At 69.3% G+C, this 20265-nt stretch carries 18 protein-coding genes; 9 read left to right on the top strand and 9 right to left on the bottom strand.

Translation table 11 applies throughout. The features are described from left to right. Nucleotides 1-2 precede the first annotated feature (2 nt). The 6 genes from ABIE41_RS16600 to ABIE41_RS16625 are packed head-to-tail and all read left to right on the top strand — an operon-like array spanning nucleotide 3 to nucleotide 8059. Entirely contained in the window at nucleotides 3-1415 is a 1413-nt protein-coding gene (locus ABIE41_RS16600) for an MmgE/PrpD family protein (protein ID WP_354192554.1), read from the top strand. Nucleotides 1416-1418: 3 nt separating this feature from the next. Then, on the top strand, nucleotides 1419-2288 hold the full coding sequence (locus ABIE41_RS16605) for an isocitrate lyase/PEP mutase family protein (protein ID WP_192641422.1): 870 nt from the start codon (nucleotides 1419-1421) through the stop codon (nucleotides 2286-2288). Beyond that, nucleotides 2285-3976 carry a hydantoinase B/oxoprolinase family protein gene (locus ABIE41_RS16610; protein WP_192641423.1) on the top strand — a complete coding sequence of 564 codons (1692 nt, stop codon included), beginning with the start codon at nucleotides 2285-2287 and terminating at the stop codon, nucleotides 3974-3976. The genes ABIE41_RS16605 and ABIE41_RS16610 overlap by 4 nt, the downstream gene beginning before the upstream one ends. Next, on the top strand, nucleotides 3976-6036 hold the full coding sequence (locus ABIE41_RS16615) for a hydantoinase/oxoprolinase family protein (protein ID WP_192641424.1): 2061 nt from the start codon (nucleotides 3976-3978) through the stop codon (nucleotides 6034-6036). The genes ABIE41_RS16610 and ABIE41_RS16615 overlap by 1 nt, the downstream gene beginning before the upstream one ends. 2 nt (nucleotides 6037-6038) lie before the next feature. Further along, entirely contained in the window at nucleotides 6039-6653 is a 615-nt protein-coding gene (locus tag ABIE41_RS16620; RefSeq protein WP_192641425.1) for a cysteine hydrolase family protein, read from the top strand. Next, nucleotides 6650-8059, top strand: a complete 1410-nt coding sequence (locus tag ABIE41_RS16625; RefSeq protein WP_192641426.1) for an FAD-dependent oxidoreductase — start codon at nucleotides 6650-6652, stop codon at nucleotides 8057-8059. Before ABIE41_RS16620 ends, ABIE41_RS16625 begins: the two co-directional genes overlap by 4 nt. Nucleotides 8060-8107: 48 nt before the next feature. Here the strand turns inward: ABIE41_RS16625 and ABIE41_RS16630 are convergent, their stop codons facing one another. The 3 genes from ABIE41_RS16630 to ABIE41_RS16640 form a co-directional block, all read right to left on the bottom strand. Beyond that, a complete protein-coding gene (locus tag ABIE41_RS16630) occupies nucleotides 8108-8566 on the bottom strand; it encodes a cyclophilin-like fold protein (protein WP_465247091.1) in 459 nt (152 codons plus the stop codon). 101 nt (nucleotides 8567-8667) lie between these two features. After that, a complete protein-coding gene (locus ABIE41_RS16635) occupies nucleotides 8668-10884 on the bottom strand; it encodes a xanthine dehydrogenase family protein molybdopterin-binding subunit (protein ID WP_192641427.1) in 2217 nt (738 codons plus the stop codon). Between the two features lie 11 nt (nucleotides 10885-10895). After that, nucleotides 10896-11342, bottom strand: coding sequence for a (2Fe-2S)-binding protein (locus tag ABIE41_RS16640; protein WP_192641428.1), 447 nt, complete (start codon nucleotides 11340-11342; stop codon nucleotides 10896-10898). A 158-nt stretch (nucleotides 11343-11500) separates the two neighbouring features. Here ABIE41_RS16640 and ABIE41_RS16645 point away from each other — a divergent pair, with 158 nt between their 5' ends. The 3 genes from ABIE41_RS16645 (at nucleotide 11501) to ABIE41_RS16655 (ending at nucleotide 13804) form a co-directional block, all read left to right on the top strand. Continuing rightward, entirely contained in the window at nucleotides 11501-12415 is a 915-nt protein-coding gene (locus ABIE41_RS16645; protein ID WP_192641429.1) for a LysR family transcriptional regulator, read from the top strand. 253 nt (nucleotides 12416-12668) lie between these two features. Continuing rightward, complete coding sequence (locus ABIE41_RS16650) at nucleotides 12669-13169, top strand: peptidase associated/transthyretin-like domain-containing protein (RefSeq protein ID WP_192641430.1); 501 nt, start codon at nucleotides 12669-12671, stop codon at nucleotides 13167-13169. Between the two features lie 38 nt (nucleotides 13170-13207). After that, the gene (locus tag ABIE41_RS16655; protein WP_192641431.1) at nucleotides 13208-13804 is read left to right on the top strand and encodes a ferric reductase-like transmembrane domain-containing protein; all 597 of its coding nucleotides are present in this window, start codon (nucleotides 13208-13210) and stop codon (nucleotides 13802-13804) included. A 552-nt stretch (nucleotides 13805-14356) separates the two neighbouring features. Here the strand turns inward: ABIE41_RS16655 and ABIE41_RS16660 are convergent. From ABIE41_RS16660 to ABIE41_RS16685, 6 genes are read right to left on the bottom strand one after another with little or no spacing between them, the layout of a single operon-like run. After that, on the bottom strand, nucleotides 14357-15181 hold the full coding sequence (locus ABIE41_RS16660; RefSeq protein WP_192641432.1) for an inositol monophosphatase family protein: 825 nt from the start codon (nucleotides 15179-15181) through the stop codon (nucleotides 14357-14359). A gap of 21 nt (nucleotides 15182-15202) precedes the next feature. After that, nucleotides 15203-16045, bottom strand: coding sequence for an endonuclease/exonuclease/phosphatase family protein (locus ABIE41_RS16665; protein ID WP_192641433.1), 843 nt, complete (start codon nucleotides 16043-16045; stop codon nucleotides 15203-15205). A gap of 30 nt (nucleotides 16046-16075) precedes the next feature. Beyond that, entirely contained in the window at nucleotides 16076-16942 is an 867-nt protein-coding gene (locus ABIE41_RS16670) for a carbohydrate ABC transporter permease (RefSeq protein ID WP_210320821.1), read from the bottom strand. Continuing rightward, complete coding sequence (locus tag ABIE41_RS16675; protein ID WP_192641434.1) at nucleotides 16939-17817, bottom strand: carbohydrate ABC transporter permease; 879 nt, start codon at nucleotides 17815-17817, stop codon at nucleotides 16939-16941. The genes ABIE41_RS16670 and ABIE41_RS16675 overlap by 4 nt, the downstream gene beginning before the upstream one ends. A gap of 20 nt (nucleotides 17818-17837) precedes the next feature. Beyond that, the gene (locus ABIE41_RS16680; protein WP_192641435.1) at nucleotides 17838-19130 is read right to left on the bottom strand and encodes an ABC transporter substrate-binding protein; all 1293 of its coding nucleotides are present in this window, start codon (nucleotides 19128-19130) and stop codon (nucleotides 17838-17840) included. A gap of 51 nt (nucleotides 19131-19181) precedes the next feature. Beyond that, nucleotides 19182-20225, bottom strand: a complete 1044-nt coding sequence (locus ABIE41_RS16685; RefSeq protein WP_192641436.1) for an ABC transporter ATP-binding protein — start codon at nucleotides 20223-20225, stop codon at nucleotides 19182-19184. Nucleotides 20226-20265 lie beyond the last annotated feature (40 nt).

The following is a 20265-nucleotide window of genomic DNA, read 5'->3' on the forward strand; positions in this document are numbered from 1 at the left end:
CGATGACCGTACACGTCAAAGCCGAACCGGTGATGCGCCGGCCCGACACGCCGGCCTGGCTGACCGGGCTCGCGCGGTTCTGTGCCGGGCTGCGCTTCGAGGACCTGCCGGAACCCGTCGTCGCCCGCACGCTGCAGGTGATCGGCGACTGCATTGCCGCCATCGCCGCCGGCGCTCAGGAGCCCGAGACGATTGCGCTGGCCGAGCGGATGCTGGGCGCCGACGGTGACACCGGTGCGGCGGTGATGGGCGCAGGGCGGCGCGGCGCGCCTCCCCTCGCCGCTTTCCTGAACGGCACGGCCGGCACGATGCTCGAGCTCGACGAGGGCAACCAGTTCTGCCGCGGCCATCCCGGCATCCATGTCGTGCCCGCCGTGCTCGCGGCGGCGCTGCGAAGCGGCGCGAGCGGGCGCGATGTCATCACGGCCGTTGCACTCGGTTACGAGATCGGCGCGCGCATCGGCATCGCCTCGAAGCTGCGCGTCACCATGCACCCGCACGGTACCTGGGGTACGGTCGGCGCGGCGGTCGCCATCGCCTGGCTCGCACGGCGCGATGCCGCCGGCATGATTGAGACGATCAACGTCGCCTCCTCGCTGGGGCTCTCGACCAGCCGGCGGACGATGCTGGAGGGCGGCACGGTCCGCAACAGCTTCGCCGGCTTCTCCAACCAGATCGGCCTGATGGTGTGCGACCTCGTCGCCGCCGGCTTCACCGGCGAGGCCGACGGGCTTGGCACCGTCTATGGCAGCGTCATCGCCGATGACTGGCGCCCGGACGAGATGGTCGCGGAACTCGGCGGGCGCTGGGAGATCGCGCGCAACTATTTCAAGCGCCATGCCTGCTGCCGCTACAACCACGGCGCGCTCGACGCGCTGGCGGAGATCGTCGCCACGGAAGGCGGGCGGCTGACGCCGGACGCGATCGCGCGCATCGATGTCGCGACTTATGTCTGGGCCGCGCAGCTCGCCGGCCAGGAGCCGCACAACATGCTGGCGGCGAAGTTCTCGCTGCCTTTCTCGATCGCCACCACGATCGTCCATGGCGCAGCGACCGTCGCCGCCTTCCGCGAGCCGGCACGGACCGACGAAACGATCCGCGAGCTGGCCCGGCGCGTCTTCGTCCGCGAGGATGCGGCGTCGACCGCGAAACTGCCGGCGCAGCGCCCGGCCAAGGTGAGCGTGACGCTGAAGGACGGCCGCCGGCTCGAGGCGCAGGCGCTGACCAATCGCGGCGATACGGAAGATCCCTATACGCCGGCCGAAGTCCGCCAGAAATTCTTCGATCTCGCCGTTCCGGTCTGGGGCCAGTCCCGGGCCGAGGCGATCATCGCGGCCGTCGATGCCCTGCCGGGCGCGGCCGATATCGCAGCGCTCGATGCCTTGCTGGCCGCAGCGCCCGTCACCAGGACCTGACCGATGACCCTCTCCCTCAAGGCTCGCTTCCGCCAGCCGCAGATCGTGCTCGCACCCGGCGTGTACGATGCACTGACCGCCTCGCTCGCCACCGATGCCGGCTTCGAGGCGCTCTACGTCTCCGGCGCCTCGATCGCCTATACCCGCCTCGGCGGGCCCGATATCGGGCTCGTCTCGATGGCCGAGGTCGCCGAGACCATCACGATGATCCGCGACCGCGTCGCGACACCGCTCATCGTCGATGCCGACACCGGCTACGGCAATGCGCTCAACATGCAGCGCACGATGCGCCTGTTCGAGCGGGCGGGCGCCAACGCCCTGCAGATCGAGGACCAGAGCTTCCCCAAGCGCTGTGGCCATCTCGCCGACAAGGGCGTGATCCCGGCCGCCGAAATGGTCGGCAAGATCAAGGCGGCGACGGATGCCCGGGCCTCCGACGAGACGCTGGTGATCGCGCGGACCGACGCCATCGCGGTCGAGGGGTTCGAGCGCGCGCTGGAGCGGGCCCATCTCTACGCGGCGGCCGGCGCCGACATGCTGTTCGTCGAGGCGCCCGGCTCGACCGAGGAACTGGCCCGCGTCGTCAGCGAGCTGAAGGGGACGCTCCCGCTGATGGCCAATATGGTCGAGGGCGGCCGCACGCCGATCCGCTCGACGAGCGCGCTCGAGGAACTCGGCTTCTCGCTGGTGATCTTCCCGGGCGGGATCGTGCGGGCGCTCGCGCGGGCCGCGCAGGATTTCTACGCCAGCCTCAAGGCCAATGGCACGACCGACCCGTTCCGTGACCGGATGTTCGATTTCGACCAGCTCAATGCTGTGATCGGCACGCCCGCGATGATCGCCGCCGGCAAGGCCTATGAGGGCACCCTGTGACCGCGACGCTCGATCCCGTCACGCTGGCCGTTCTGAAGGGCCGGCTCGAGCAGATCGCCAACGAGATGGACGCGACGCTCTATCGCTCGGCCTTCAACCCGATCATCGCCGAGGCGCATGACGCCTGCCACGGCCTCTACCATGCGACCACCGGCGACACCCTGGTCCAGGGCACGTCGGGCCTGCCGATCTTCGTCGGCGCGATGGCCTTCGCGGTGCGGGCGGTGATCGCGCGCGTCGAGGCCGGTGCGTCGAACGAGCCCGGCGACACCTGGCTGTTCAACGACCCCTATGAGGGCGGCACCCATCTCAACGACATGCGCCTGGTGCGGCCGATCTTCCGGGACGGAAAACTGTTCTGCTGGCTCGCATCGGTCGGTCACTGGCTCGATGTCGGCGGCAACGTCCCGGGCAATTTCAACGCCAAGGCGACCGAGAGCTTCCAGGAGGGCTTCCGCATCCCGCCGGTCAAGCTCGTGCGCAAGGGCGAGTTCCAGGGCGACATCGTCGAGATCCTCAGCGCCAATTCGCGCCTGCCCCAGTCGAACTGGGGCGATCTGAACGGCCAGCTCAACGCGCTCGACCTCGGCGAGCGGCGCCTGTCGGCCCTGCTCGACGATTACGGCACGCCGACGGTCGAGGCCGCGCTCGACGCCTTCAGCGCGCGGGCCGAAGCCCTGATGCGCGCCGAGATCGCCGCCCTGCCGGATGGCCGCTACAGCTTCGACGACTTTCTCGACAATGACGGCATCAGCGACGAGCCGCTGCGCATCGCGCTCGACCTCACCATCGCGGGCGATGCGATGACGCTCGACTTCTCGCGCTCGGCGCCGCCCTGCCGCGGGCCGCTCAACATCGCCTATTCGACCGCGGTCGCCTGCTGCTATGTCGCGCTCAAGCACATCTTCCCGCATGTCCCGGCCAATGCCGGCGTGCTGAAGCCGATCACCTTCGTCATCCCGGGCACCACGCTGCTGGGCGTCTCTGCGCCCAAGCCGGTCGGCGGCTATACCGAGACCATCTTGCGCGTCATCGACACGGTCTTCGGCGCCTTCGCGCAGATGGCGCCGGAGCGGGCGAACGGCTCGCCCTATGCGACGATCAACGCGCTCTCGCTGGCCGGCCATCGCGACGACGGCTCGCGCTTCGTGATGTTCTCCTTCTTCGGCGGCGGGCTCGGCGGCAACCCGGAAGGCGATGGGCTGAACCACGGCAACAACCCGATCTCGACGGCGACGATCCCGCCGGCCGAGATCCTCGAGGCGGCTTACCCCGTGATGTTCACGCAATGGGCGCTGCGGCCGGATTCGGGCGGGGCGGGCCGCCATCGCGGTGGCTGCGGCGCGATCTACGAGATCGAGGTGCTGGCGCAGGGCGGCGCCGACGTCTTCCTGCTCGGCGAGCGCGGCAAGTTCCCGCCCTTCGGCGTCGCCGGCGGCAAGCCCGCCGCCATGAACCGCTTCGTCTACGACACGGAGAACGGGCCGAAATCCCCGCCGCTCGTCACCAAGATCGCCGACATCCACATCGCGAAGGGCCAGCGCGTGCGCCTCGAAAGCCCGGGCGGCGGCGGTTATGGCGACCCGCACAAGCGCGACCGCGAGGCTCTGCGTCGCGACGTGGCCAACGGCTATGTCAGCCCCGGCGCGGCCCGGGATGTCTACGGCTTCGACAGCGAGATCGGCTGATGACCACCTCTTCCCCCCGGGCCATCGTCGGCGTCGATGTCGGCGGCACGTTCACGGATCTGTTCTGGTTCGACGAGGCAGCCAAGCGCTTCCGCACCGCCAAGGTTCCTTCCCAGCGTGGCGACGAGGCCAAGGGCTTCATTGCTGGCCTGACGAGCTTCGGACCTGTCTCGGAGCTCGCCTCCATCGTGCACGGCACCACAGTCGGCACGAATGCGCTGCTGGAGCGCAAGGGCGCCAAGGTCGGCATCATCACCACGCCGGGCTTCCGCGACGCGCTGGAGATGCGCCGCCGCGACCGCCGACAGACCTGGGGGCTGTGGGGCGATTTCGTCCCTGTCGCGGCGCGTGATTGCCGCGTCGAGGTGCCCGAGCGCACGCTGGCCGACGGCACGATCCGCCTCGCGGTCGATCGCGAGGCGGTGCGCGAGGCCGCCCGTGCCCTGCACGAGAAGGGCTGCGAGGCGCTCGCGATCATCTTCATCAACGCCTACGCCAACCCGCAGAACGAGCGCGACGCGCTGGAGGCCGCCCGCGCCGTCTGGCCGAACGAGAACATCGCCTGCTCCTCGGCGATCCTGCCCGAGATCCGCGAGTTCGAGCGCTCCTCGACGACGGCGCTCAACGCCACGCTCCAGCCCGTCGTTGGCTCCTATCTCGGCCGGCTGGAGGATGCGCTGGCGGCCGACGGCTTCACCGGGCGCTTCCATATCGTGCAGAGCAATGGCGGCGTGATGTCGACCGCCACGGCCCGCCGCCTGCCGGTCCGGACCGCGCTGTCGGGGCCGGCGGCCGGCGTCATCGCCGCCGCGGTGATCGCGCGTGCGGCGGGCCATCCCGACATCATCACGGGCGATCTCGGCGGCACCTCCTTCGACGTCTCGCTGATCGCCGGCGGCCAGGCTGCGCTGGCCGCCCAGACGACCATCGATTTCGGCATGGTCATCCGGACCCCGATGATCGAGATCACCACGATCGGCGCCGGCGGCGGCTCGATCGCCCGCGTCGATGCCGGCGGGCTGCTCGAGGTCGGCCCGGAAAGCGCGGGCTCCCGCCCTGGCCCGGTCTGCTACGGCCAGGGCAACACCCGCCCGACGCTGACAGACGCCAATCTGGTGCTGGGCCGCATCGACGGCGAGAAGCCGCTCGGCACGCTGCAGCGGCTCGATGTCGAGGCCGCCAGAGCGGCGATCGCCAGGGAGATCGCCGAGCCGCTCGGCCTCGACGTGATGGCCGCGGCCGAGGCCATCGTGAAGATCGCAAATGCCCGCATGGCCGGCGCGATCCGGCTCGTCTCGATCGAGCGCGGCCACGACCCGGCGAAGTTCATGGCGATGCCGTTCGGGGGCGGCGGCGCGCTCCATGCGGGTGCCCTGATCCACGAAGTCGGGCTGAAGGGCGCGCTGGTGCCGCGCTTCCCGGGCGTGACCTCGGCGTTGGGCTGCGTCATCGCCGATATCCGCCATGACGGCGTGCAGACGGTGAACCTGATGCTGGAGGGGCTCGACGCCGCGGCCCTCGACGCGCGCATGGTCGAGGCCGGCCGCGAGGCGCACCGCGTCGTTGCCGAAGCCGGCCTGTCGGTCGAGCGGATCGATGTGATCTACGAGCTCGACATGCACTATCTCGGGCAGACGCACACCGTTTCGGTGCCACTCCCGGTCACGCTCGGAGAGGACGGCACCGGCATCACCGGCGATCTCATCCGCGAGGCCTTCGAGGCCGCCTATGGTGCGGCCTTCAGCCGTCTCCTGCCGGGGATTCCGCTGCGCATCGTCACGCTGCGCACAGCCGCCATTGGCCGCCGCCCGGCCTTCGACCTGACCGCGCTCGCTCCCGCAGCCGAGGCCAGCCTGGAACTGGCACGCCGCGGCACGCGGCAGGTCTATCTCGACGGCGCCTGGCGGGAGACCGCGATCTGGTCGCGGCTCGATCTGCCGGTCAGCGCCCGCGTCGAGGGGCCTGCGATCTTCGAGCAGCCCGATGCCACCGTCCTGCTCGACCCCGGCCTCACCGCCGAGGTCGACGCGCTGGGCAACCTCGTCATCCTGAGGAGCTGACCATGGCCGGTCCGATCACCGACATCGCCGCGACCGCACTGCTGATCGTCGATCTGCAGAACGACTTCATCCATCCCGACGGCGCCTATGCCAAGGGCGGCGCAGCCTCGCCCGAAGCACAGGCGCTGCCCGGCCGCTTGCTGCCGCTGGTCGAGCGCTTTCGGGCGCAGGGTGGGCTGGTGGCGGCGACGCAGTTCACGCTGGTGCCGGGGCGCGGCGGCGAGCCGCTGATCTCGCCGCATCTCAAGCAGATGCGCCCGTTCCTGAAGCGCGGCGACTTCCTGCCCGGCGGCTGGGGGCACCGCGTCGTCGATGCGCTGCAGCCGATCGACGTCTGCGTCGAGAAGATCGCCTATTCCGCCTTCTACCAGACCCGGCTGGAATGGGTTCTGCGCAAGCTCGGCATCGCGCATCTCGTCTTCGCCGGCATCGTCACCAATGGTGGCGTCGCCTCGACCGTGCGCGACGCCCATGTGCGCGATCTCGATGTCACCGTGCTCGAGGACGGTTGTGCCGCCCCCACGCCGACCATGCATGCGGAGGCGATCGCGGCGCTGAAGCCGGTGGCGCGGATCGCCACGATCGCCGGGGTGCTGGCGGAGATGGCAGCGCCGTGAACGCCGTTCTTCCGGCCTCGGGCCGCTCCTTCGAGGCGCAGGCCGATGTCCTGATCATCGGCGCCGGCGCCGCCGGGCTGGTCGCGGCGCTCGCCGCCAGCGAGGCGGGCGCAGAGGTCGTCGTCCTCGAACGCGACGCCGTACCGAGTGGCTCGACTGCGTTGTCGGCCGGGCTGATCCCCGCTGCGGACACCCGCTTCCAGCGCGCGGCGGGCATCGCCGACAGCGCCGAGCTCTTCGCGGCCGACATTATGGCCAAGGCCGAAAACGAGCCGGATGCAGCCATCGTCGCGCGGCTAGCGGCGCATGTCGGCGGGGTGCTCGAATGGCTCGCCGACCGTCATGGGCTGCCCTTCGACGTGGTGACGAACTTCTCCTATCCGGGCCATTCCGCCCGCCGGATGCACGGCTTGCCCAAGCGCACCGGCTCGGAGCTCGTCGACCGGCTGCGCGAGGCGGCCGAGGCACGCGACATCCCGATCCTGACCCATTGCCGCGTCACGACGCTCTTCGCGGACGAAGCCTCGTGCATCGTCGGTGTCGCCGGGACGAGGCCTGACGGGCGCGAAGAAACGATCGGCTGCAAGGCCCTGGTGCTGGCCTGCAACGGCTATGGCGGCCATCGCGACCTCGTTGCGACATACATCCCCGAGATGGCGGATGCGCTCTGGTTCGGCCATTCCGGCAATGAGGGGGACGCCGTGCTCTGGGGCGAGGCGCTCGGCGCCGATCTCGTCGACATGTCCGGCCATCAGGGGCATGGCTCCGTGGCGCAGCCGCACGGCATCCTGATCACCTGGGCGACGATCATGGAGGGCGGCTTCCAGGTGAACGCCCGGGGCAAGCGCTTCTCCGACGAGAGCCATGGCTATTCCGAGCAGGCTGCGACCGTCCTCGCCCAGCCCGACGGCAAGGCCTGGACGATCTTCGACGGTCGCATCGCCGGCATCGCCCGGCAGTTCGAGGACTTTCGCAACGCCGAAGCCCAGGGCGCGATCCTGCAGGCGCAGGACCTCTCGGAACTGGCGGCGATGCTCGGCCTGCCGCCGGATGCGCTCGCGGCGACGGCGGCCGAGGTTGAAGCTCTGAAGCAGGGCGACGGCGCCGATCGCTTCGGCCGCGACTTCCGCGGCGCGGCCCCGCTCGTCGCACCGTTCTGCGCTGTTGCCGTCACCGGCGCCCTCTTCCACACCCAGGGCGGACTTCGCATCAACCCGGAAGCACGGGTGCTGCGGCCCGACGGCTCGGCCTTTGCCAATCTCTTCGCCTGCGGCGGTGCGGCGGTCGGTGTGTCGGGCCGGCGCGCCTCGGGCTATCTCTCGGGCAACGGGCTGCTCACCGCGATCACGCTCGGTGACATCGCCGGGCGGGCAGCGGCGCGGCTGTCGTCGGCGGACCCGGCCTGACCTCGCTGGTGGCGGTCGGGGCACAGCCTGGACCGCGTCCCCTCAGGGTCAACCCAGACGTTCGATCCGCAGCGGGTATGTGCCGCGCTTGAGAAGGGGGGCGATGCCATCGTCGAAGCGCCCGAGGCGGATCAGGCCGGCGGAGTAGCGATAGGCTCCATGATACATCGCCAGATTGCCACAAGGGGCGTAGTAGCCGAGGTCCCCCGGCGCCTCGTTGCCGAACGGTCCGCTGCCCTGCGTCGTCAGCTTGCGCGGCAGATGGGCGATCTTCTCGTTGGTCGCGTAATCCTCGATCGAGAGGTTGAGCGGCAGCATCGAGGCGAAGTCGCGCGCTGAGGGCGTGTCGTCCAACGTCGCCGTGAAAAGCTGGTCCGCGAAGGCGAAGCGGATCCTCATCAGGGTTTTCACCTCGGGTTTCGCCGCGGCGGGGCCCCCGGATGCGAGCCCGGCGAGAGCCGCAACCAGCATCGCGCGCCGGGTCGTATGGGTGGGCGCATGGGTCATCAGGCGCGCTCCGGACGTTTGTTCACCACGAGACCCGACGAGCCCCCGCGACCCGGCCGAAGCCGGGCCGCGGCGAGCGTTGCGTTAGCCACGGCCGAGTCTCACCCGGCCGTCGCCTTTAGATCGGACTTGGACATCGGCAGGCTGCGGATGCGCTTGCCGGTCAGGGCCGCGACGGCGTTGGCGACCGCCGGCGGGACACCGGGGAGACCGGGCTCGCCGATGCCGCCCATCGGCGCACCGCTCGCGATGATGCGGACATGGACCTTTGGCATGCGGTCCGGCGGCAGAATCGGGTAGCCGTCATAGTTGCGCGCGCGGGGCACACCGTTCTCGTAGACGACCTCCTCGAGCAGCGCCGAGGAGAGGCCGAGCGCCACGGCCGACTGGACCTGCGCCTCGATCACCGCCGGGTTGACGATGCTGCCGGGGTCGACCGCAACCCAGACATCGTGGACGACGATGTCCGACCCGTTCAGCGAGACCTCGGCGATCGTCGCGACCTCGCTGCCGAACGGGGAAGCCATGGCGACGCCGCGCGCGCGCCGGCTGCCATCGGCGGCCGCGAAGGGGCCGCGCTTCCAGCCGCCCGACAGGTCACCGACCGCCTCCAGCAGCGCCTTGTGCCGCGGGCTGTTCGCGAGCAGGCGCAGCCGGAGCGCGTAGGGGTCGTGCTTGCCCGCATCGGCGAGTTCGTCGAAGAACGTCTCATAGAAGAAGTCGTTCATCGAATGGCCGACCGAACGCCAGAAGCCGATGATCGCGGGATCGTCGACATGGATCTGGCCGACGCGCCGGTTCGCGATCGCATAGGGCTTGCCGGCGATGCCCTCGACGGCCGAGGGGTCGGCCTTGCCGGGCTCGCCGCCGAACCAGCGGCTGACCGGCCCCTCCCCGATCGCCACGGCCTGCAGCGCCACCGGCAGCCCGTTTTCGTCGAGCCCGGCCTTGAAGCGGGCCACGCTCATCGGCCGGACCGCATCGCGCAGGAACTCCTCCTCGCGGCTCCAGATCAGCTTGACCGGCTTGCCGACCGCCTTGGCCAGCAGGATCGCCTGCGCGTAGGGCCCCGCCGCCTGGTAGAGGAAATGCCGGCCGAAGAAGCCGCCGAGCACCGGGGAATGGATCGTCACCTTGTCCGGCGTCAGCCCGGCGACCCTTGCGGCGTCGGCCTGGAACATCTCGGGCGCCTGGTTGGGCAGCCAGAGTTCGAGAGAGCCGTCCGGCCTGAAGCGCGCGATGGCCGAGGGCGGCTCGAGCTGGGCATGGGCGAGATAGGGCGCGTCGAAGGTCGCCTCGACGACGGTTTTCGCGCGGGCGAGCGATGCAGTCGCGTCACTTGCCGTCTCGAAGGCGATCCCCTCGCCGGCCGCAGCCATCAGCGTCGCGCGATGGCCTTCCGAGGAGAAGCTCGCCGGCATCAGGCGGGCCTTGGCCGTGTTGGTGTCCGCCCAGGTGACCTGGAGCGTCTCGACGGCGCGGCGCGCGCGCCACCAGCTGCTGGCGACGACGGCGACCGCACCTGGCAGACGGTGGATCGACTGTACGCCCGGCATCGCCCGGACGTCGGCCTCGTTGGCGATTGCGGCCGGGTCGAGCCCGAGGCGGCTGGCATGCTGAACCGCCGCATGGACCATGCCCTCGACCTTCAGATCGATGGCGTAGCGCGCCTTGCCGGTGGACTTGTCGCGCACATCGAGGCGCGGCACCGGCTTGCCGATCCAGCGGAAATCCGCCTCGCGGCGCAGCGAGACCTGCGCCGGCACGGGCAGCGCCGCCGCAGCCTTCGCGAGATCGCCATAGGCGAGGCTGCGGGCGCTGGCCTTGTGGACGACGCGGCCGCGCTCGGTCGAGAGCGAGGCGACGGGCACCTTCCACTGCGCCGCCGCTGCCTGGATCAGCATGGCGCGGGCTGAGGCCCCGAGCCGGCGCATCGTCTCATAGCTCTTGCGCACCGACATGCTGCCGCCGGTGAAGCGGGCGCCGTCGATCAGCAGATAGTCCGGACCGGGAGGGGCGCCCTCGATGACGAAGCGCGTCGGCTCGACGTCCAGCTCCTCGCCGACGATCTGCGCCATGGCGGTGAAGACGCCCTGCCCGCCCTCGATGAAGGGGCTGCGGAACAACACGGTGCTGTCGGGACGGATTTCGAGGAAGGCGCTGACGCGCGTGCCGGGCTTGATGCCGGCGGCGGCGTTCTGGGCCCGGGAGCCGCCGGTCGGCAGCGCGATGCCGAGGACGAGCGCGCCCATCCCCCCGAGCAGGCCACGGCGCGAGGGCTTGAAGGGGAGGACAGGCGTGGCGAATGGAGCGTTCATGACCCTCTCCCTCAACCGCGTGCCGCGTCGCGGACGGCCGCGGCGATGGCGTTGTAGGTGCCGCAGCGGCAGAGATTGATCATGGCACCCGCGATGTCGGCCTCGCTGGGCTGCGGGGTCTGCTTCAGCAGCGCGGTTGCGGCCATGACCTGGCCCGACTGGCAATAGCCGCATTGCGGCACCTGATGCGCCACCCAGGCCTCGACGACGCGGCGGCCCACCGGATCGGCCTCGACGGATTCGATCGTGGTGATCGCCGACCCTGCCACGCTCTCGACAGGCGTGACGCAGGAGCGCGTCGCCTGACCATCGACGAGGACCGTACAGGCACCGCATTGCGCTGCGCCGCAGCCATATTTCGTTCCGGTAAGGCCGAGCTCGTCGCGCAGCACCCAGAGCAGCGGGGTGTCGGGCTCGACATCGACGCGCTGTTTCGATCCGTTGATCGTCAGTTCCATGGCCATCTCCTGCGGGAGGACGCGGCATGCTCCGCATGGTCCCCCTCTCGATTGGATGGCTTCCAAAATAGGAGTTAGCGGCGCGACCCGTTACTGGCGGAAATCCGCATACATATATCGACCCAGCCCATGAATGGCCCGAGCCGGAGACGACGCGCATGGCCCGCCAGGATTTCAACGACCTGCTCTGGTTCCTTGCCGTGGCCGAGGAGCGCAGCTTCACGCGCGCGGCCGCCAAGCTCGGCATCACCCAGTCGACGCTGAGCCACACGATCAAGAAACTCGAGACGCGCATGGGCATTCGCCTGCTGGCGCGCACCACGCGCTCGGTCGCGACGACCGAGGCGGGCGAGACGCTGCGCCAGTCGCTGGCGCCGCGCATTGCCGAGATCGACGCCGAGATCGCGGCGCTGATGAGCTACCGCGACAGGCCTGCCGGCACCGTCCGGCTCACCCTGTCCGATCATGCCCTGAGCGGCCTCGTCTGGCCGAAGCTGAAGCCGGTGCTGGCCGCCTATCCGGACATCAAGGTGGAGTTCAGCATCGACAACGGGCTTCGCAACATCGTCGAGGACCAGTTCGATGCCGGCATCCGCCTCGGCGAGAGCGTGGAGAAGGACATGATCGCCGTCCGGATCGGGCCGGACTGGCGGCTTCTGGCCGTCGCATCGCCGGCCTATCTGGCCGCCAACCCGCCGCCGCAGCATCCCAACGAACTCGTCGCGCATAACTGCATCAACATGCGCCAGTCGCGGGCCGGCGGGCTCTATGCCTGGGAATTCGAGAAGGACGGGCAGGAGGTCCGCGTGCGGGTCGACGGGCAGCTCACCTTCAACACCTCGGTGGCGATGATCGATGCGGCCTTGAGCGGCTATGGCATCGCCTATGTGCCGGAGGATCTCGTCGCCGGGCTGATCGCCGCCGGCGCGCTGATTCCCGTGCTCGAGACGTGGTCGCCGCCCTTTCCGGGCTACTACATCTACTATCCCAGCCGCAGGCAGAGCCTGCCCGCCTTCAAGGTGATCGTGGACGCGCTGCGGCACGGCGCGGGACAGGCAGGCGCGAATTCGTGAAGAGCCGCGATCCCAGATGTGACTTGTGAGAAGAACGTCTCAAATCTCTGAAATCTATCACATAAATCATTTTCTTGATGCGCCGGCTTCAGGTGGTAGCCCTCGTCCTGCGAGCGCCTGCGCTCTTGCCTGCCCGCCGATGGCGCCCTTTATGGGTCAGCAGTTGAGCCCGGTGCGCCGGCAAGCCAATGCGTCGCCCCGCGCCCGTTGACCGCCCCAGCATCGATGGCCGAGCCATCAAGGAGACGCTGCGTTGAGCCATGATCGATCGACCCGCCGCGCCTTTCTCACCAGCGGTTCCGCCCTCGCCGGTGCGGCGCTTCTGACGGGAGCGCCCGGCCTGCTGCTGCCTGCCCAGGCGCAGGGCCTCGCCGCCACGCCGACGATGCCGGGCGGCGCCAACAACTACATCCCCGGCGCGCCGGTCGTCAGCCGCATCGGCGGCGGCGGCTTCTGGATGACGGGGACGGTGCGTCGTGCCGGCGACGGCGCGCCCCTGCCCGGCGTGCGGATCCAGGTCTGGGCCCATACCACCGAGGGGCGCGAGAACGACGCGCGCAGCCACGGCGCCACGCTCACCGGTGCCGACGGAACCTTCCGGCTGGAAATGCCCCAGATCATCCCGGCCTTCGGACAGGCGCATGGCCATCTCGCCTATGAGGGGGACGGCTTCAAGACGGTCTTCCTGCGGCCGGTGATGGCCCGCGCGCGCGACACCAGCCTCAGCGCGCATTTCGTGCTGCAGCCGGCTTGAGCGGCTTGCCCGCGCTTCGGGGGCCTCTGATCTGGGGCATGCTCGCCCTTGTCGTGGCGGTGCCGATCGCGCTTGCGGCTGCAAGCCCTCTGCTCGCCTGGCGCGACGCCGTCTATATCGCGTCCGGCTTCGCGGGGATTCTTGCGCTCGCACTGCTGCTGGTTCAGCCCTTGCTGGCGGGCGGCTACTTGCCCGCTCTGCCGGCCCGGCGCGGCCGCCCTGTCCACGCCTGGCTGGGCGCTGTTTTGGTCGCGTTGATCCTTCTCCATGTCGCGGGGCTGTGGCTCACCAGCCCGCCGGATGTCATCGACGCGCTGCTCTTCGCCTCGCCGACGCCCTTCTCGGTCTGGGGCGTGGTCGCGATGTGGGCGGTCTTCGCCTCGGCTGCGCTCGCGGCGTGGCGGGCGCGCTTTCGCCTGGCCCCGAGGACATGGCGCCTCGCCCACACCGTTCTCGCGGTCGTGATCGTCCTCGGCAGCGTCCTTCACGCCTGGCTGGTCGATGGGACGATGGAGCCGCTGTCGAAGGCGGTATTCTGCCTGCTGGTGCTGGTGGCGACGGCCAAGGTCATCCACGACCTGCGCGCCTTGACACTGATCCGGCGAACCCGGCGCCCCGCCGACCGCTCGGCTTAGGGCGCTGAACCGGGCCAGGTGACCCGGACCGGGCACGTCGCGTGCCTCTTACCACCTCGGCCCTGAAACAACCCGCGACGCGGTCTCCGGATGAGACCGAGATCGGTGCAAGCTTTGGACTGGTCAGCTGACCGTCGATCCCGGTCAATGAAGCGGCCCGAGAATCCATACCGCTGCCTCGGCGGTTGGCCTGCGTTCTGCCGGGCGGTTCCTCGGGACGATGCTGGAGGGGGGGCTCGGCCTCGCGCCTCCGGTCGGGCATCACGGGTCCGGGCTTGGCGGGATACGCCGCAGGCTCCACCACCGTAATCGCGGAGCCGGCGGGCACCTCCCGTCTCGAAGCACCTCGCCTTGCGCTGTGGGGGGGCAGCGTCGGGCGGGGCGGCTCGCACCGAGGACTCGGGCCGGGTCGGCATGCGGCTCTCCGAGCGCATCGCGATCGGCCTGCGCGGCGACAGGGAAGTCTCCGCCCGGGGCGGGCAATACAGCGGTATGGGCCAGATCAGGGTGAGCTTTTGAATTGGCCGGCCGTCGGTGGCTAACACGCAGCGGTCAGCCGACAAGCCTCTCCCGGATCAACCGCCAGCTCTCGGCGTCGGGCGCGCAGAGCAGCCCTGTCGAAGGCTTGCCGGGCCGGTACAGCCCGCCGTCGAGCATGCGGGCATGGCCGCCGGCCTCGCTGAACAGCAGCACGCCGGGCGCGTGGTCCCAGGGGTTCAGGCCGCCATAGAGCAGGAAGTCGCAGCGGCCGGAGGCAGCGAGGCGGTATTCCTGGCCGCAGCAGCGCAGCGACGCCACGCCGGCGAAGGCAGGGAAGCGGGCCGGCAGCGCGCTGCGCAGCGGCTCGGGAAAATACTGCCAGCTCGCCATGCCGTTCATCGCCGCCACGGCCACCGGCCTGCCGACGCGCAGATCGCGGGACGTGCCCGCTAAGCCCTCCAGCCACGCCCCCTCACCCCGCAACGCGAGCGCGCTGTCGTTCAGGACGGGGTCGTGGATCACCGCTCCCGCGGTCTCGCCCCTGACGATGGCGGCGGCCATGACCGCGAAGAGCGGCAGGTCGGAAGCGTAATTCAGCGTGCCGTCGACCGGATCGATCACGAAGGCGAGCTCCGCCTCCGCGAGACGCCCCAGCACGGCCGGGTCGCGCGTCGCGGCCTCCTCGCCGACGAGCAGCGCGCCGGGGAAGGCCCGCTCGAGCTCGGCGAAAATGAAACGCTCGGCCGCCTCGTCAGCCTCCGTCACGAGATCGCCCGGCGCCGCCTTCTCGCGCACGTCACCGGCGGCGAGCTTGCGAAAGCGTGGCATGATCTCGCGGCGTGCCGCCGAGGCGAGGATGCCGTTAAGGCGTTCGAGATCGCGCCGCGAAAACATCATCGCGCTGTCCCGGGCCGACCGTCAGCCGACATCGAACTCGACCAGGATCGGCTGGTGGTCGGAGGCACGCGTGTCGACATCGCAGACGATCCGGCGGGCACGGGCTGCAAGATCGGGGGTCGCCAGCACATAGTCGAGGCAGCCCGGCGGGCCATAGGTCTGGTCGACGATGAAGGCGGTCGGGGGCGGTGGCGCATCCCCCATCACGGCGGTCCAGAGATCGCGCAGCGGTGGCGTGCCGTCGTCGAAGGGCGCCATCAGCCGCGCCAAGGCGGGATCGTCCTGCCGCATGTTGAAATCGCCGGTCAGGATCGCGCTCGACGTGTTGGGCGTCGGTGCATAGGTGTGCGGGCCCGGAGCGCGTGGCGTGCGGGCGCGGGACGCGGCCATGCGATGCGCCTCACGGATGCCTTCGACCTGGGCCGCGCGCAGGACTGGAGACGAGTATTCCAGATGCGTCGTCATCAGCCGGACCGGCCCTAGTGGCGTCTGCGCCACCGCCTCGACCAGCACGCGCGGCATGTTGCGCGTCTCTGCGGCCTCCCAGGGCAGGAGGTGGCGCAGCGCCTGCGCCACCCTGTAGCGGCTCAGGATCAGGTTGCCGAAGCGCTTGCGCCCACCCTGCCCGTCGTCGACATCGACGCCGATTCCCTCGATCGCGGTGAAGCCCGGCAGCATCTGCGCAAACAGCGCGAACTGGTCAGTGTCGTCATTGCCGTCGAGATCGGGGAAGTTCGCCGCGACCTCCTGCAGGCAGAGCACGTCGAAATCGGCCATGGCCCGCGCGTGCTCGATGATGCGGCGGGGATCGACGCGATCGTCCGTCCCGCGCGCCCACTGGATGTTCCAGGTAATCAGCCTCATCCGATCAGCTTCATCGTGGCGGGGCCTTCGTCACTTGATGCCGGCGCGCATGAAGCTCTGCACGAACTGGCGCTGGAAAAGCAGGAAGCCGACGAGCAGCGGCGCCGAGGTCATCAGGGTCGCGGCACAGATCACCGCCCAGTCGATGCCCTGGTCGCTCGACGAGAACACCTGCAGGCCCACCGTCAGCGGGCGCGACTCGACCGAGTTTGTCACCAGCAGCGGCCAGAGGAAGTTGTTCCAGTGGTAGCTGACCGAGACAAGCCCATAAGCGATGTAGGTCGGCTTCGCGAGCGGGACATAGACCTTCATCAGCACCTGAAGCGGGCTCGCGCCCTCGACGCGGGCGGCGTCGTCCAGTTCCTTGGGCACGGTCTTGAAGGTCTGGCGCAGCAGGAAGATGCCGAAAGCCGAGGCGATGTAGGGCAGCGCGATGGCGGGGATGGTATCGATCAGCTCGAAGCGGGCGAGTGTGCGGTAGTTCTCGACGATCAGCGCATCGGGCATGATCATCAGCTGCGCCAGGATCAGCGCGAAGGCGATGTCGCGGCCCCAGAAATCCTGCCGCGCCAGCGCATAGGCCGCCAACGTCCCCAGCACGAGCTGGAAGGCGAGGATCATCGTCACCAGGATGAAGGTGTTGAGGAAATAGCGCGCGAAGGGCGCCGCCGCCCAGGCGCGGGTGAAGTTGTCGAGCGTCAGCGGCGCGGTCAGCACGAAGCGGGTGGTGTACTCGGCGGGATGGATCGCCGCCCAGACGGCATAGGCCAGCGGCAGCACCCAGAGCAGCGCGAGCAGGATCGCCCCTGTCGATTCCAGCGTCAGCGCCAGGCCCTTGGGGGCGTAGGGGTCCGAGCGCGCCGCGGTGACGACCGGCTGGGGGGCAGGCGCGCTCATCGATAATGCGTCCTGCGCTCGAGGAAGCCGTACTGGACGAAGGCGACCAGCGCGAGCAGCGCCAGCAGCACGCAGGTCAGCGTCGCCGCATAGGCCGTATCCCAGAAGCTGAAGCCGACCTGGTAAATGTAGAACAGCAGCAGCGTCGTCGCGTTGTCCGGTCCGCCGCGGGTCATGACGAAGATGTGGTCGACCATGCGGAAGGCGTTGATCACCGCATTGATCAGCACGAAGAGCGTCGTCGGCATCAGCAGCGGAAACTGGATGCGCCGGAAGTAGGTCCAGCGCGAGGCGCCTTCGATCGCCGCCGCCTCACTGAGGCTGGGCGGCAGGGCCTGCAGCGCCGCCAGATAGAAGATCATGAAGAAGCCGGCTTCCTTCCAGATCGCGACGATCGTGATCGCGGTGAGCGCCGTATCCTGCGAGCCCAGCCAATTGGTGCTGCGCCCGCCGAAGGCGCCGACGACCTGCTCCAGCAGCCCGTATTGCGGCGTGAAGAAGAACAGCCAGATGTTGGCGACCGCGATCATCGGCAGGATCGTCGGCGTGAAGAACGCCATCCGCACCCAGGTCCGCCCCACGATCTTGTCGTTGACCCAGACCGCCATCAGCAAGGCGAGTGCGATCGAGGTCGGGATGGTGCCAAGCGCGAACCAGAGATTGTTCGACATCGCCTTCCAGAAGATCGGATCGGCGAGGAGTTGCTCGTAATTGTCGAGCCCGACGAAGCGCGCCGGGCGGCGCGCTTTTGGTGTCGAGTAGAAGCTCTCGATGAGGCTCGCGACCGCCGGCCAGTGCGTGAACAGAGCCAGACAGGCCATGGCCGGCAGCAGAAGCAGCCAGCCATGGACCGTGGCGGTCGCGCGCGCATTCATCGCAAGGCGGATCCCGTCTCTCAGCGATAGGGCTTCAGGATGCGCTCGGCCTCGGCCTGCGCGTCCTCCATCGCCTTCTGGGGCGGCTTCGTCCCGGTCAGCGCGGCCTGCAGCCCGTCATTGAGCGCCTTGGTGACGCGCTGGTTCTCATGGGTCGAGAGCTCGGCCACCGCATGCGGAAGCTGGTCGCGCGCCACGAGCGCAGGCGGGAAGTCGGCGGCATAGGCTTTCATCGCCGCCGTCTCATAGGCCGCCGGCGAGATCGCGACATAGCCGGTGTCGATGCCCCACTGCGCGGCGCGCTCGGGCGTCGTGATCCAGCGGATGAACTTGAAGGCGGCTTCCTGCTGGGCGGGCGTCGCCTTCTTCGAGAGGTAGAAATTACCACCGCCGGTGGGGCTGCCACGGCGCTTGCCGGCGGGCAGCATGGCGACGCCGAAGGGGAACTTGGCGTTGCCGCGGACATTGGTGAGGTTGCCCGTGGTGGTCCACATCATCGCGACCTTCTTCTCGAAGAAGTCCTTCGGCGTGGTGCCCCATTCGACGATGCCGGGGGGATGGACCTTGTGCTTCTGCGCCAGGTCGACCCAGTACTGCAGCGCCTCGACCACACCCGGGTCAGCGTAGTTGGTGGCATTGCCCGTTGCATTGGCGAGGATCGCGCCAGCCTGCGTGGACAGACCCTGGAACAGCCAGTAGGGGAAGCCGGAGGACGGGATCTGGATGCCCCACTGGGTGACGTTGCCGGCAGCGTCCTTCTTGGTCAGCTTCTGGGCGAATTCGAGCTGCTCGGCCCAGCTCGCCGGCGGTTTCTCGGGGTCGAGCCCGGCCTCCTTGAAGAGCTCCTTGTTCCAGTAGAGCACCACGGTCGAGCGCTGGAAGGGAATGCCCCAGGTCTTGCCGCCGGTCTGGCTGTTTTCCATGAAGGCCGGAAAGAAGGAGGCGAGCCACTTCTTGTCGTCCTCAGTCTTGATGAAGCTGTCGAAGGGCACGATCGCGTCCTCGTCGATCAGCGTGAACATGTCGGTGGACAGCAGAACCGAGGTCACCGGCGGCGTGCCGCTCTTATGGGCGGTCAGCGCCTTGACGATCGTTTCCTGATAGGTGCCGGCATAGATCGGCTTCAGCTTGATCGCCGGGTTCTCTTTCTCGAAATCCGCGGCGTAGGTGTCGATCAGCTTCGTGATCGGCCCGCCGACGGCGACCGGATAGAAGAAGGAGACCTCGGTCGCCGCCTGCGCCCGGGCAAGGCCCGGCAGGACCAAGGATCCCGCGAGCGCCGCAGCGCCGCTCAATACGTCACGCCTGTCCATCTGTTTCTCCCTCTCGATGTGGCTGGCACGCCCGACCCTTGTGAACGGGTCTTACCCTGGAACCGCTCTGCGCCCGGACGCCTGGTCGAACCAGTGCAGCCCCGATTGCGACAGTGTGATGTGGACCTTTTCGCCGGGCTTCGTCCGTACCTTGCCGGCGCGCCGAACGATGAAACCGTGCCCGCCAATGCGGGTTTCGACCAGCGTGTCGGCGCCGAGATACTCGACCGCCACGACATCGGCGGCGATGCCGGCCTCGCCCAGATCGGTCATCTCCGGGCGGATGCCGACCGCCAGGCCGGCGGGATCGTGGCCCGGCGGCGGGGTCAGGAGCCCTGCCCCGCCGGCGGCGAGGATGGCCGGCAGCGGCACGACATTCATCGGCGGCGTTCCGACGAAGCGGGCGACGAAGACGCTCGCCGGGTTCTCGTAGATCTCGTCGGGCGGGGCGTCCTGCTCGATGCGGCCATTGCGCATCAGCACGACCTGGTCGGCCATGGTCATCGCCTCGACCTGGTCGTGGGTGACGTAGACCATGGTGATGCCGAGCCGCTGCTGCAGCTCGCGGATCTCGCGGCGCATCTCGACGCGCAGCTGGGCATCGAGATTCGAGAGCGGCTCGTCCATCAGGCAGACCGGCGCCTCGGCCACGATGGCCCGGCCCAGCGCCACGCGCTGCTGCTGGCCGCCCGACAACTGGGAGGGCTTGCGGTCGAGCAACGAGCCCAGGCCAAGGATCTCGGCGGCCCGCGCCAGCCGGCGGTCGCGCTCGGCGCGGGCGACCTTGCGAACGTCGAGCCCGAAGGTGATGTTCTGCGCCACCGAAAGATGCGGGAACAGCGCGTAGTTCTGGAACACCATCGCGATGCCGCGCCCGGAGGGCGGTGCCCGTGTGACGTCGCGCCCGCCGATCAGGATCGTGCCGCTGCTGGTTTCCTCCAGCCCGGCGACCAGCCGCAGCGTCGTCGACTTGCCGCAGCCGGAGGGCCCGAGCAACGCGACGAGCTGGCCGCCCGCTACGGTGAAGCTGACCTCATCGACCGCCGCGGCGCCGCCCCAGCTCTTCGAAACCGCTTTCAGCTCAACAGAAACCATGCGTCATCCGGCCTGCAACCCATGCCAAGCTTTGCCGGCA

This window comes from Bosea sp. OAE506 (genome assembly GCF_040546595.1).
In the GTDB taxonomy this organism is placed as follows: Bacteria; Pseudomonadota; Alphaproteobacteria; order Rhizobiales; family Beijerinckiaceae; genus Allobosea.